The 14538-nt window shown below is 39.6% G+C and carries 8 protein-coding genes and 1 pseudogene; 1 reads left to right on the top strand and 8 read right to left on the bottom strand.

Annotated elements, in window-relative coordinates:
• Positions 1-50 precede the first annotated feature (50 nt).
• The 7 genes from AOB46_RS13665 to AOB46_RS13635 form a co-directional block, all read right to left on the bottom strand.
• Positions 51-1262, bottom strand: coding sequence for a PepSY-associated TM helix domain-containing protein (locus tag AOB46_RS13665; protein ID WP_062700284.1), 1212 nt, complete (start codon positions 1260-1262; stop codon positions 51-53).
• Between the two features lie 51 nt (positions 1263-1313).
• The gene (locus tag AOB46_RS13660; RefSeq protein ID WP_062700673.1) at positions 1314-3437 is read right to left on the bottom strand and encodes a TonB-dependent receptor; all 2124 of its coding nucleotides are present in this window, start codon (positions 3435-3437) and stop codon (positions 1314-1316) included.
• A complete protein-coding gene (locus tag AOB46_RS13655; RefSeq protein ID WP_062700282.1) occupies positions 3437-4633 on the bottom strand; it encodes a PepSY-associated TM helix domain-containing protein in 1197 nt (398 codons plus the stop codon). Before AOB46_RS13655 ends, AOB46_RS13660 begins: the two co-directional genes overlap by 1 nt.
• A 41-nt stretch (positions 4634-4674) precedes the next feature.
• Positions 4675-6882 carry a TonB-dependent siderophore receptor gene (locus tag AOB46_RS13650; protein WP_062700280.1) on the bottom strand — a complete coding sequence of 736 codons (2208 nt, stop codon included), beginning with the start codon at positions 6880-6882 and terminating at the stop codon, positions 4675-4677.
• A 152-nt stretch (positions 6883-7034) separates the two neighbouring features.
• Positions 7035-10109 (bottom strand): preprotein translocase subunit SecA, encoded by a 3075-nt coding sequence (gene secA, locus AOB46_RS13645; RefSeq protein WP_062700278.1) that lies wholly within the window; start codon positions 10107-10109, stop codon positions 7035-7037.
• Positions 10110-10233: 124 nt separating this feature from the next.
• Positions 10234-10455 (bottom strand): DUF2795 domain-containing protein, encoded by a 222-nt coding sequence (locus AOB46_RS13640; protein WP_002662059.1) that lies wholly within the window; start codon positions 10453-10455, stop codon positions 10234-10236.
• A 143-nt stretch (positions 10456-10598) separates the two neighbouring features.
• On the bottom strand, positions 10599-11621 hold the full coding sequence (locus AOB46_RS13635; protein WP_062700276.1) for a GDP-mannose 4,6-dehydratase: 1023 nt from the start codon (positions 11619-11621) through the stop codon (positions 10599-10601).
• A gap of 86 nt (positions 11622-11707) precedes the next feature.
• Here AOB46_RS13635 and AOB46_RS13630 point away from each other — a divergent pair, with 86 nt between their 5' ends.
• Complete coding sequence (locus tag AOB46_RS13630) at positions 11708-12562, top strand: DUF2797 domain-containing protein (RefSeq protein ID WP_241489212.1); 855 nt, start codon at positions 11708-11710, stop codon at positions 12560-12562.
• Here AOB46_RS13630 and AOB46_RS13625 read toward each other — a convergent pair.
• A pseudogene (locus AOB46_RS13625) lies at positions 12490-14508 on the bottom strand (cytochrome c biogenesis protein CcdA); the annotation flags it as partial. The gene AOB46_RS13630 and the pseudogene AOB46_RS13625 overlap by 73 nt on opposite strands.
• Positions 14509-14538: the final 30 nt, after the last annotated feature.

Raw genomic sequence — 14538 nt, 5'->3', positions numbered from 1 at the left:
AAAAAGATTGTATTAATGGATTATTAACTAAACATTTATTTAAAAAAGTTTCAGGCAGCTCCGGCCGGTTTCTTTTTTCTTCTTCCCCACCAGACCATAAACCCTGTAACCGGAAGAGAGGCGCATATTAGACTGACAATGAATGCAATAATTTTGGTTGGCAATCCCAGAATGGCACCAACATGAATGTCATAATTGGCATTAATCACTTTTTCCCCGAAGTTTTTATCCTTAGGGTCGTGGGTGTGGAGAAGTTCTCCGGAATTTTCATCAAAGATCAGGCTGCTGCTTTTGTGGTAAGAGTAGGAAAGGTGCTTTACATACACCTCGAAATTCGGATGTTCATGATCGTCCATGTGTTCGTGCCCCAAATCTATAGCAAAACCATAAGAATCAGGATATTTCTGCTTCACTGTGTTGATGATTTTATCCAGTGTACCTTCTGTTCTCAGCTCAACAGGTGCTTTGGTTTTAATGTAGGAAAAGTCCGGATATTTTGTTTCTCCTCCGGAAAACAGCATATAAATCATGGCCTGAACAACGAAAAATGCATAGAATAATCCGGTGATGGAGAAAATTAAAGCAAAGACGGAAGCGTAAAACCCAAGCACGTTGTGAAGATCATAATTCTTTCTTTTCCAGCTTTTAACATTTTTCCATTTAAATGAAAAGCGCTGTTTTCTTGCCGCTTTATTTCTGGGCCACCATAAAACAATTCCCGTGATCAGCATAATGATAAAAATAATAACAGGGATTCCTACAACATAAGCTCCCCAGTCCTGCTTCAGAAGGAAACTCCAGTGGATCATTTTTACGATGTTGAAGAATCCGTTCTTTTCATCATAAACCCTTAAGACTTTTCCGGTGTAGGGATTAACATAAGCCTGCTTATAGATTGGGTATTCGTCAAAATAATTCCAGGCCTTCGTATTGTGCTCATACCAGAAGAACATGTAAGACATTTTCTTATCAATAGGAATATTTACCCAGTGGATAGGGTATTTTTCCTTTACCTGTTCCGCTACGGCTTTTTCCATCACTCTGATCGGAAGGACCTCTTTTTTCTCTATATCCTGCTCGTTATGATAAATAGCATCTTTGCGGGTAAAGTTTTCCACCTCGTCTTTAAAGACGTATAATGCTCCGGTGATAGAAATAATGAAGATCAGGAACCCAATCCCCAATCCAAACCATAAATGCAGTTTAGATGACCACTTTTTAAAAAATCCCGGTTTCTTTTTATGATGATGTTTTTTCTTCATATAGGTAGGAAAAGCAAGACAAAGATAAGTTTTACTTTTTATTTAGATTAATTAAAATTTATATTCCAGCATTAAAGTTCCTCTGGTTCCCGGTGCGTTTACAAATTCACTGTCTCTGGCAGACCACCAGGCAATAGCAGGCTGATACATTCTGTTGAATATATTTTCAACACCAAGAGAGACTTTCCAGTTTTTATTCACCTCATAGCTAGATTTGAAATTGAAAACAGTGTATTCAGGAACATAGCCTTCACCGTAAGCAAATAGCCCTGTCTTGGTATTAGGCTGGAATCTGTCCTGTTGGAAAGCGTGAAGCATATCAATTCCAAGGGAAAGGGCAGGAACCGGTTTTGCCTGGATATAAGCAAGAACTTTAGGGGCGGAAATTCTGCTGTTGTTGATTTTGGCTGAATAATCACCATCGTCTTTTAATGAGGTAATTCCTTCCATCCAGCTGTAGCTTCCACCGAAGCTGATCCATCGTGCAGGATTAAAATGTAAAAAACCTTCCACGCCATACACAATTTCAGGCGATCTCTGAATGGTTAAAGCTCTGTCTGGGCTTTGTACAAATGAAGCTCCTAATTTTGAAGTACTCACATAAGATGTGATCTCATAATTGATCCATTTTGAAATCTGTCCTGTAGCTCCCAACTCATAATTGTTGACGATGATTGGCTTGGTTTCAAGTTTCTGAATGGTTCCCTGCGTTGAGGTTCTTAAAATTCTTCCCAGCTCATTGATGGAGTAGGATTGTGAGAAGCTTCCGAACAGGTTCAGGAAAGGGTCGATGTTATAACGTACTCCAAGGTTGGCTACCAGGGCATTGTATTTTAATTTTCCGCCTGCTACAAAAATACTTTCTGTAAAAGTGCCGTCACTTTTGAGGGTGGAAAGGGTATTGAAATCTCCCACATTAACTTTCATATTTTCATAGCGGAGGCCTCCTTTAAGGGTAAGCTTCTTTAAAAGATCCACTTTTATCAAAAGGAAAGGGGCAAGGTTGGTCATGTTCATATCCGGGGTCCAGTAGCGGCCGTCCTCCAGTTTCTGAACGGTCTGATCATTCAGGATATCCATTCCGTACATGATTTCAGCCTGTGAGTTTACTGCATTCCACAATCTGGTGTCAAAATTAATTCTGGCTCCGTATTTTTTGGATATGACATTAGACTGTCCGCCTCCGAAGAAAGTGTCGCTATAACCATATACAGTTTTAAAATCCTGCATATAGGCGTTAAAGTTCAGTGAAGTGGTGCCCCAGAACATATTCTGGTTGTCGTAATTGATTCTGAAATTATGATTTTTAGGGGTTCCCTGAGGTGTAGTTTCAAGGCTTTTTCCGATACCGTCTCCGATAGTCGGCTTAATTCCATATTTTCCGGTTTTTAATCCTAAGTTGAGATCCGATTTTGAAGCATAGCCAATGTATGAGGCTTCAATTCTCTGGTCATTATTGATGTTGTATCCTAATTTCAGCATACCGTTGTAATTGTCCATCTTGGCGGTACTGTAGGTTGGGGTAAGGTATATCCCGTCTGCATCTTTCATATAACCTGTTCTTTCGTAGGCTAAAGAGAATAGATAATCAAACTTACTGATCTTCCCGGATAAAAGCTGGCTGGCTCTTACGCCAAGCGTACCCCCGCCTTTGTAAGGCTGTCCCGTAAATCCGATCTGTGAAAGCCCGGAGATTTTTTTATCAGACTTGCTTCTTTTTGTGATATAATTGATAATTCCTCCATCTGCCCCGTTTCCGTAAATGGAAGAAGCCCCTTTAATTACCTCAATCCTTTCAATAACGGAAGGGTCGATACTTCTTAAATCTCTGGCTCCGTTTCTGAGTGGGGTAGATTGCGGGATGCCGTCGATAAGGACAAGAACCTGGCGGCCTCTTAAAGTCTGTCCGGTGTTAGACGTCTGCCCTGAATTGGTTCCTAAGCTGGGAACCGTATACTGAAGAATGCTTGTAATATCTGAATTGACGGTCAGCTGAGACTGAATCTGCTTTTCGGCAACAACGGTTACAGAACTTGGTATTTCTTTGATGTTTTCTTTTTTCCGGGAAGCGGTCATGATAACCTCTTCCACATTTTTTGTCTGGATACTGTCTTTAATCTGTGCAAATACGGTAACAGATCCTAAACACGCAGCTGATAAAAGCGCTTTTTTCATTATATTTTCTTTCCTTGTTTCTTTTGCTTTCCCCACCATACCAGAAATCCTGTTACAGGAAGCGAGGTACAGATAAGTCCGGTGATGAACCAGATGATTTTCCCAAACAGCCCGAAATACGATCCCGTATGAATGTCATAATTGGCGTTCGCATATTTTTCAGCATTGCTTAGCTTCTGATGAGGTTTATTGGCCAGAAGTTTCCCTGAGTATCTGTCAAAGACCAGCATATTTCGTTCACTGAACTTTCCTTCTTCTCCGTAGATGGTGATGGGAATGTTTTTAAGGTCTTTTCCTTTCTTGTTTTTTCCGTTCAGAGGAATCCGGAAGCTGGCAGATCCTGCATATAATTTTCTTGTTTGCTGTGCCGTAAGATCATACACTGAACTGTTTTTAGCCATTAGTGAATCGGGAGATTGGATTTCTTTGTCCTTCGGAAGGTCTGCCGATCCGGATAACGTAAAATGAATGGCATTTTTCACATAAGGATAAGCGAAATAAATCCCTGTAATACTCATTAACAAGGCTATAAATGAGGCATAAAATCCTAATACATTATGAAGGTCATAGTTTCTGCGTTTCCAGGTCTTAACATTTTCCCAGCGGAACCAGAAACGTCCTTTTCGTGCTTTTTTATTTTTCGGCCACCATAAGACAATCCCGGTGATCAGCATAATGATAAAGAGAACTGTGGGTATGCCTACTACATATTTTCCCCACTCGGAATTGAGAAGGAGGCTCCAGTGAATGTATTTCAGAATGTTGAAGAAATTATATTTCTCATCATATACAGCGAGAATTTTTCCGGTATACTGGTCTACATAGACCAATTTGTTGATCTTTACTTCCTCAAAATAATTCCACCCTTTTTTATTTTTCTCATAGTACAGAAAACGGTAGGACTTATTTTTATCCAAAGGAATTTCTACGGAGCTCAAAGGAAACTTTTCCTGAAGCTCACGACTGACTTTATCCTTCAGAACATGAATAGAGATGGGATGGAATGCTGTTCCTTTTACATAAATGGCTTCTTTTCGGAGACTGTTCTGTATCTCATCTTTAAACACATACAGGGTTCCCGTAAGTGAAACGATGAAAACAATAATTCCAACAGACAAACCTAACCACAGATGCAGTCTGGCCGACCATTTTTTTGCAGGTGAAGCTTTCTTCTTATAATGATGCTTTTTTTTCATACCAAAAAAGTTAACCCGATGAAGGGCTAACTTTTCATTATTTAAAATTTATATCCTATTGATAATCTAAAATTACGCGGGGCTTCAGCCTGATAATAATAACCTCCTTTGTATGTTCCATCAGCCTGAAGAAAATCTATACTGCTTCCGCTGTATAAGTACCTGTCGAATATATTAAATACATTAAGGTTGACTCTGAATTTGGTATTTTCCCATGATAATCCGGCATCAAACTTTACATAGTCATTCATATCAAGTGTGGTAGAGCTTCCCCAGTTCCAGCTGCTTCTGTCTGCAAGATAGCTTCCTCCGAAACTTAATCCGAATCCTTCCAGTGCACCGTCTGTGAAAGTATAGTTCAGCCAGCCATTAGCCGTATGCTTGGCATATCCTGGTACACGGTCGCCTTTTGTTGCCTTTGCTGTGGTTTCAGTATATTTATTTTCTGTAAATGCGTAATTGAATATCGCGTTAAATCCTCTGGTAATCTGTCCTTTAAGGTCAAATTCAACTCCCTGTACCCTTGTTTTTCCAAGAAGAATGGAATATTGGTAGCTTGGATCTGTAGGGTCACTGGTGATCGTGTTATCTTTATTGATGTTATATAAAGACAGGGTAGTGTTCCATTTCCCTGCGAACCAGTCTTTTTTGAAGCCAACTTCTACATTGCTTCCTGTTATAGGTTTCGCTGTTGTTCCGTCTCTGAATATACCGGATTGCGGAGAAAAGGCCTGATCGTACAATGCATAGGCAGACATATCTTCGCTGATAGAGTAGCTTAATCCTATACGAGGGGTAATTCTGTTGGCACTGGATTTTGTTCCGTAGCTGTTTTCTTTTACGGTAGTGTATCTTGCAGCTAACGTTAATCTTAAAGCATCATCAAGAAACCCTAATTCATCCTGTAAATAGAGGCCTGTATAATTTTGGTTAATCGTCCCGCCTGCACCTGCTCTTACGGAAAGAGGGCTGCTGTTGTTAAAAGGCTTGAAATCATTAATTGGTCCGGAGTAGGGAGCGGTTCCTTTGATGTCATAATTATTCGTATCCATATTATACCAGTATCTGAAATCCGCGGGTAAGCTCCTGTCATTGGTTTCATTGAATTTATCCAGATTATAGGCCTGCGACCAGTCTGCTATGTATTTTTTGCTTCCCAGATCAAGCCCTGCTAATATTTTATGGGAAACACTCCCGGTTTTGGCATAGCCGTTCAGGAAAATCTGTCCAAATTTCATTTCGTTGTTGGCTTCCCAATAGTTAAGTCCGCGAAGTATATAATTACCCTGGAACATACTTGGCCAGATATCACTTCCCATTGTATACTCGTTTACATAGCTTAATTGGGAGGTCAGTTTCCAGTTGTCATTAAACTTATGCTGCAGGTTTAAGTTTACGGTATTATTGGTTACTTTGGTTGGATCAAGATTGGGATCTGAAACGGTATATTCTCGAGGCTTAACCCCATATCCCTGAAAACTGTATACATATGCAGAACCAACTTCAGACATTTTGGCTCTCTGGTAAATATATTCTGCCGTTAAGGTTGTGTTATCCGTAAGATTTATTTTCAATGAAGGATTGATAATATACCGGTCATTGAATTCATAATCCCTGAAGCTGTTTCTGTTCTGAGCCATTAAGTTCAGTCTGAATGCTACCTTATCTGTTATTTTGGAGTCGATATCAGCCTCTCCACGGTACATATTATAACTTCCTAGTGTTACTCTTGCCGTTCCGTTTAATGAGTTCCCGGTAGGTTTTTTTGTCACAATATTGTAAATACCGCTTGGCTCTCCATTGGACATCAGAAACCCGGAAGGGCCTTTGATGAATTCTATATGATCAACAAAGCTCATATCTTCACTTAAAGGTCCCCAGTTTGAAGTTACATTCACACCGTTCATAAAGGCTGCCGCCCTTGATCCTCTCATGTTTACTCTGGTGTACATATCTCCCCAATGTTCCAGTCTTTGTGCTCCGGCAACATTTCTTAATACACCATCACTTAATGTAGTAACCTGCTGGTCTTCCAGTGCTCTGTTGGTAATAATAGAAATATTCTGAGGAATTTTGATTAAGTCTTCATCCAGGCGGAGAGAGGATGAGCCTTGTTTTTCTACATATTTTTTATAATACCTTCCGTTCACTACAACTTCTTCAATAGCATTGGATTTGATGGTATCTTTTTCCTGAGCGAAAGCCACCGTAGAACCAAGCATTGAGACACAGATCAGTACATTTTTCATGAAAGAGAAATTTTCTGCAAATATATTGTTTTTAATTATTCTAAATAAATAACCTGATTGATATTTGTCATAATTTTATTATACACTAAATAATAAAGCCCCGCTTCAGAAGTACATGAAGCGGGGCTTTAACGTATTTTATTAATTATTTCCTAAGCAGGAATTTCTCCTTTATATAAGAAAGAAATAATTTCTTTGTTCATTTTATCAACCATTTCACTAAATAAGTGGAACGATTCCTGTTTGTAAATAACAAGTGGATCTTTCTGCTCATAAACGGCACCCTGAGAAGATCTTCTAAGGTCATCCATTTCACGAAGGTGAAGTTTCCAGTTTTCATCAATAATGGAAAGGGTAATGTTCTTTTCAAAATCGTTGATAAGGCTTTCACACTTCGTTTCATAAGCTTCTTTCAGATCGGCTACGATGGTCAGTGTCTTATGTCCGTCTGAGAAAGGAACCTGGATCATTTTAAACATAGATCCCTGATTCTGATATACATTCTCAATGATAGGGAATGATTTTTCTTTCAGAAGGTTAAGCTTCATCTGATAGTCTTCCTGAGCCGCTTTAAATAGAATATTCGTTAAATCCTGAACGTTTTTCGTTTTGAAATCATTTTCAGAAACCGGAGATTCCATGGTAAAGGTTTTGATGATATCATACTCGAAATCTTTAAAGTTTCCGGTAGATTTTCCTTTAGCAGCAATAGAGTTGGCTACATCAAAAATCATGTTGGTGATATCATACTTCAGGTGATCTCCGAATAGAGCGTTCTTTCTTCTCTTGTAGATTACATCACGCTGTTTGTTCATTACATCGTCATATTCAAGAAGCCTCTTTCTGATTCCGAAGTTGTTTTCTTCTACTTTTTTCTGAGCTCTTTCAATAGACTTACTGATCATGGAGTGCTGAATAACTTCTCCTTCTTTATGACCCATTCTGTCCATCATCTTAGCGATTCTTTCAGAACCGAATAAACGCATCAGATTATCTTCAAGAGATACATAGAACTGAGAGCTTCCAGGGTCCCCCTGACGTCCTGCTCTACCTCTAAGCTGTCTGTCAACACGTCTTGAATCATGTCTTTCTGTACCAATGATGGCCAAACCACCCGCTTCTTTTACTTCTTTGGAAAGCTTAATATCGGTACCACGACCGGCCATGTTGGTGGCAATGGTTACCACTCCGGGTTGTCCTGCCCCGGCAACAATTTCAGCTTCTTTCTTGTGAAGTTTTGCGTTCAATACCTGGTGCTGGATCTTTCTTAACTGAAGGGCTTTGGAAAGGAGCTGTGAAATTTCAACAGAAGTTGTTCCTACAAGAACAGGTCTTCCGGCAGCGGTAAGCTTTTCAACTTCTTCAATTACAGCGTTATATTTTTCACGGTTAGTTTTGTAAACTAAATCCTGTCTGTCATGTCTTAAAATAGGACGGTTGGTAGGAATTACCACTACGTCAAGTTTGTAGATCTCCCAAAGTTCGCCTGCTTCTGTTTCAGCAGTACCCGTCATCCCCGCAAGTTTATTGTACATACGGAAATAGTTCTGAAGGGTAATTGTTGCAAAAGTCTGGGTTGCAGCTTCAATTTTTACATTTTCTTTTGCTTCAATTGCCTGGTGAAGACCGTCTGAATAACGTCTTCCTTCCATGATACGCCCTGTCTGCTCGTCTACAATTTTTACCTCGCCATCAATAACCACGTACTCATCATCTTTTTCAAATAATGTATAGGCTTTCAATAGCTGGCTCATGGTGTGTACACGCTCAGATTTTTCAGCGAAATCAGAGAAAAGTCTTTCTTTGGCTTCAAACTCTTCTTCTTTGGAAAGGTTTTTAGCTTCCAGTTCAGCAATCTCGGTTCCGATATCCGGAAGAACAAAGAAATTAGGATCTGAGTTCCCCTGAGACATGTATTCTACTCCCTTGTCTGTAAGGTCTACCTGGTTGTTTTTCTCCTCGATTACGAAATATAGATCTTTGTCTACAATCGGCATATCGCGGTTGTTGTCCTGCATGTATTGTGCTTCAACTTTCTGAAGCAATGCTCTGTTTCCGCTTTCTGATAGGAATTTGATTAGCTGTCTGTTTTTAGGAAGACCTCTGTAGGCCTGAAGAAGTTTAAATCCTCCTTCTTTAGTGTTTCCAGCAGCAATCAATTTTTTAGCTTCATTGAAAATTGCAGAAACTGTTTTCTTCTGAACTTCAACAATTCTGTCGATTGATGGCTTAAGAACATCAAACTCCTGTCTGTCTCCCTGTGGAACCGGACCGGAAATAATCAAAGGAGTTCTGGCATCATCTACCAATACAGAGTCCACCTCATCCACAATAGCGAAATTCAGCTCTCTCTGCACCAGTTCTGAAGGTGAAGTTACCATGTTATCTCTCAGATAATCGAACCCGAATTCATTATTCGTTCCGTAGGTAATATCTGAGTTGTATGCTTTTCTTCTTCCGTCTGAGTTTGGCTGGTGGTTATCAATACAGTCAATAGACATTCCGTGGAACTGGTAAAGAGGTCCCATCCATGCGGAGTCCCTTTTGGCAAGGTAGTCATTTACGGTTACTACGTGAACCCCTCTTTCCGGAAGAGAATTTAAGTAAATAGGTAATGTTCCTACCAGAGTTTTACCTTCACCGGTTGCCATTTCGGCAATTTTACCGCTGTGAAGAATAACCCCTCCGATAAACTGAACATCATAGTGGACCATATCCCAGACTACAGGAGTCCCGGCAGCATCCCATGAGTTTTTCCAGATTGCAGTATCTCCCTGAATCTCTACAAAATCTTTCCCCGCAGCAGCCAGCTGTCTGTCCCAGTCCGTTGCTGTAATGCGGATTTCACCGTTCTGTGCCCATCTTCTTGCGGTTTCTTTTACAAGAGCAAAAGCTTCCGGAAGAATCTGGCTTAGAACCTTCTCTTCAATTTCGTATGATTCTTTTTTCAGAGATTCAATCTTTGAGAAAAGAGCTTCTTTTTCATCTACGTTCGTTGAATTTTTTACCTGCTCTTTTATCTGTTCTATCTGAGCTGTTATTTTGCTGGTTGCAGATTTTATATTCTCTTTAAATTCAGCAGTTTTTTGTCTCAGTCCATCATCAGTGAGCTGTTGGATGGCTGGTTCTACAGCTTTGATTTTTGTTACAACTTTTTTTACTTCTTTTAGGTCCTGCGCTTTTTTGTCTCCCAAAAACCCTTTAAGAACTTTGTTTAAAAAACTCATAAATTTTTTGCTTTATGCCTAAAACATATCGTTTTAAGCGTTTTACTGACACGCTTATCGTGTGATTTTATATCTGAAAAAGGGCAAAAAAGCTCTAAGCATTGTGCTTAAAGCTTATTGCTAATTAATATTCGTCTTCGTTCCAAAGGAAATCCTCATCTGTAGGATAATCGCTCCAAACTTCTTCTATAGATTCATAGATCTCTCCTTCGTCCTCAATAGCCTGAAGGTTTTCCACTACTTCCATAGGTGCACCAGTTCTGATTGCATAGTCAATAAGTTCTGCTTTTGTCATTGGCCAAGGTGCGTCACTTAGATATGAGGCTAATTCTAATGTCCAGTACATAATTTTCTGATTTTTTTGCAAAAGTATAAAAATAGCTTATATTATATGCTTTTTTATTACTTGATTTTCAATTCTTTTTAATTAATTTTTGTTCATTGCCCGTCATAGAAAGCATTGCAGCTATGTCAGGAACGTATCTGATGTCATTTTCTCAAAAACCATTCCACAAATTTTTTTATGCCATTTTGGAAGTCTGTGTCTGGTTTGTAGCCTATTAATGTCCGGGCTTTTGCTATATCTGCATTGGTTTTTCGGACATCTCCCGGTTGCATTGGCAGATTTTTTCTGGTGGCAGATATTCCAAGTGTATCTTCTATTACGGCTACCATTTCAGATAAAGTGATAACCTGGTTTTCACCAAGATTCAGGATTTCATAAACGTTGGAATGGCTCTCTAAATAAAGGGCAGACTTAATAATTCCATCAATAATATCATCAATATAGGTGTAATCTCTTGCGGTATTTCCATCCCCATAAAAAGGGATTTCCTGTCTTTCAGAAATCAGTTTTGTAAACTTATGAATGGCAAGATCCGGTCTCTGTCTCGGGCCGTATACCGTAAAAAACCTCAATTGGATCATATCGATACCGTAAAGGTTATGGTATACGTGTCCCAAAATTTCTCCGCATTTCTTGGTGGCAGCATACGGGGAGATCGGGTTATCTACATTATCTGTTTCTTCAAAAGGGATTTTCTCATTGTTCCCATAAACACTTGATGAGGAGGCGCATATGAATTTTTTTACATTGAATTCTTTACAGAGCTCCCAGAGATTCATAGTTCCGCGAACATTAACCTCTTCGTATTCTAAAGGTCTGTCAATGGAGGGACGTACCCCGGCTAAAGCGGCCAGGTGAATAACCATATTGATGGAATGGGTTTTGAAAATATTTTCAAGTCCCTTTTTGTCTCTAATGTCTTGATAATAAATGGTGTATTGGTCGGATTTAGTATGTTCGGCCAACAGGCGGATATCTGTCTCTTTGTCAGAGAATGCAAAATCCGAATTTTCATCAATAGACTCTAAAGTATTTTTAATTTTGATCTGATAACTGTAGAAATCATCAAAATTGTCAACGTTTATGACAGAATGTCCGTTTCTTAATAATTTTTCTGTTAAATGAGATCCTATGAATCCGCTTCCTCCTGTTATTAGATAAACCATTTGTGATTTTTTTTCCGTACAAAAATATAAATTTACTTTTTGAAAATATAATTATTAAATTTACTTAAAAAAGTAATATAAATACAATGCAGTTTCAAGGGCAAATTTTAAAAATGACAAGTTTCGACGCACAGCCGATTCAGTATTATCTAAATCTTTCAGGGGATCTTATTCATATGAATGAGCTGTTTGGAAAAGAACTGTGCATTAAGCATACCGGATTTCAGTGTGTAAACTGCGGAGAAAATAAGCCGGTTTACAGGATGGGCTTCTGTAAAAGCTGTTTTTTTGAAAGCCCTTATGCCAGTGACACAATTATCCGGCCGGAATTGTCTACGGCACATTTAGGAGTTGCCGAACGTGACCTGGAAATTGAAAAAGAAATACAGCTGCAGCCTCATACTGTATATCTGGCCTATACCGGAGATGTAAAAGTAGGAGTGACAAGAAATACTCAGATTCCTACAAGATGGATTGATCAGGGAGCTACTTTTGCCTTGCCGATTGCCAGAACTGAAAACCGCTACGAAGCAGGGATGATAGAAGTTGCTCTGAAAGAACATCTTCCCGATAAAACCAACTGGAAGAAAATGCTTCAGGATGATTTTGAAGGTGAAGTAGATCTTGCAGATTTTCAGCAAAAAATAAAAGAATATTTCCCGGATGACTTCCAGAAATTCTACAGCGAAGGTGAAAACTTATGGAGCTTTGATTACCCTTATGAAAAGCCGGCAAAAGTAAGTTCTTTCACACTGGATAAAAAGCCTGAATTTACCGGAAAGCTGGTTGGGATTAAAGGGCAGTACCTTGGGTTTGAAGGAGGCGATTTTATCAATATAAGAGGACATGAGGGATATGTAATTGAGCTGAAATCCTCTTTCGGCATGTATCCTGAAACCGGGTTGTTGATTACTTTTCCGCCAGGTGTTATTAACACATAGTGAGGCTGTGAATTGTTATTGAAGTTAACCTGCTGGAATAAGCTCCAGCGATCACCAATAGTTTTTACTTTTTTAATCTGCCCGTCCCCAAGGTCAATCTTTGTTTTCTGGTCCTCGGGAAGCTCTTCCTTGTCATCAACATATAAAGAAGCCAGGACGACATCGTTTTGAAGGGTAGGGAGGATATCCGGCTCACTCCATACGAATTCTTCCATTTTACGGCAGTTTTCACATCCGTATCCGGTAAAGTCAATCAGGACAGGCTTGTTTTCTTTTTTCGCAATTTCAATGGCTTTAAAGAAATCATGCTCAGGGTGCATTCCTAAAATTCCGTCTTTTTCATCATGGAAATAACTTACATTCAGAGGAGGCAGGATTCCGCTTAAGAGCTGAAGTTTCGGTCGGTCTGAAGGAGTTAATCCCTGAACCAGATATATCACAAAACCTATTCCCAGTGCCCCTAAAATCTTTCGGGTAATGGAAATTTTTGGTTTTTTATCATCATGCGGGAACCGGATCAGGCCTAACAGATATAAAGCCAGTCCTAATGCAATGATGATCCATATCGCAATGAAAAGCTCTCTTTTTAAGAAGAATGTTTTAGAAACAAGGTCTGCCTTGGATAAGAATTTTAAAGCTAAGGCCAATTCAACAAAACCTAAAACGACTTTCACGGTATTCATCCATCCTCCGGATTTCGGAAGACTTTGCAACGCCTGCGGGAATAAAGCCAGCAGTCCGAAAACAATCGCCCATGCCAGTCCGAATCCTGCCAGCGCAAAAGTAAGGAGCATCGGCACGTTGGCAGAACCTGTTACGGCGCTTCCCAGCAAGCTTCCCAGGATAGGCCCTGTACATGAGAATGAAACAATCACAAGGGTTAAAGCCATAAAGAAAATCCCGATAATTCCTCCTGCTTCCTCAGCCTTTGAAGATTTGTTGGCAATAGAGCTGGGAAGGGTAATATCATAGTATCCGAAGAAACTGCCTGCAAAGAAAATGAATATGATGAAGAAGGCGATATTCAGCCATACGCTGGTGGAAATTTCATTGAAGATATTTCCTGCAATTCCATCAATTAAATGGAAAGGTAGGCTTAATAAAACAAAGATTAAAAGGATGAAAAAACCATAGATCAGCGCATCTCTTTTTCCTTTTGCCTTGTTTTTGCTCCCTTTGGTGAAGAATGAAACCGTTAATGGAATCATGGGGAATACACAAGGGGTGAGTAAGGCAATTAGCCCTCCAATGAAGCCTAAGAACAAATAGGTCCAGTAATTTTCCTCCACCTTTGCTGACGCTGTTCCGCAATCCGTGAGTGGTTTCCGGAAATCCAGGGTTTCAATTTTCAGCTGTCTGGGATCAAGCTTAGATGCTTCAGTGACGATTACTTCCCCTTTTGCCGGGCTTGCTGTAACCGTTTCTGTTATTGTGGCAGAATCTTTGGTCGTTTCAGGGTTTTCCTCTGTTGCTGTTTCTTCAGCACCTTTGGGTGTCACTTTTTGATTGAATTCTAAAGTATTGGGGGCCAGGCATACCCTGTCATCACAGGTCTGGTAGGTGATTTCAGAGGTAACCTCTGCCGGTTTTGCGGGATCTTTTAGCTTGAATTTCTGTTTGAATCCTGCTGTATTGGAATAATACACAATGGTTCCGCCGAAAGCTTCAGAGAATTCTTCGTGCTTTTTACCAACCTCTGTGAATTTCCCGATCAGTTCAATATTTTTTCCTGAAACTTTGTATTCAGTAGGAATTCCCGTGTCTTCCGGAAGGTCTTTGGAATAAATATGCCATCCGCTCTCCATGGTGGCATTCAAAACAGCTTCATACTGATTGTTCCCCAGGTCATTGACGGTGAACTTAAATTTTACGGGATTTTTAATCTGCGCATTGATTCCTGCCGCTAAAAAGAGGAGGACTGCTAAAAACCAGTTTCTAAATTTCATTTTACTTTTCATTAAAAATTTTGAGAATAC

The sequence above is a fragment of the Chryseobacterium indologenes genome (assembly GCF_001295265.1).
GTDB classification, from domain to species: Bacteria; Bacteroidota; Bacteroidia; order Flavobacteriales; family Weeksellaceae; genus Chryseobacterium; species Chryseobacterium indologenes_A.
This window is presented reverse-complemented; position numbering and strand designations above follow the sequence as displayed.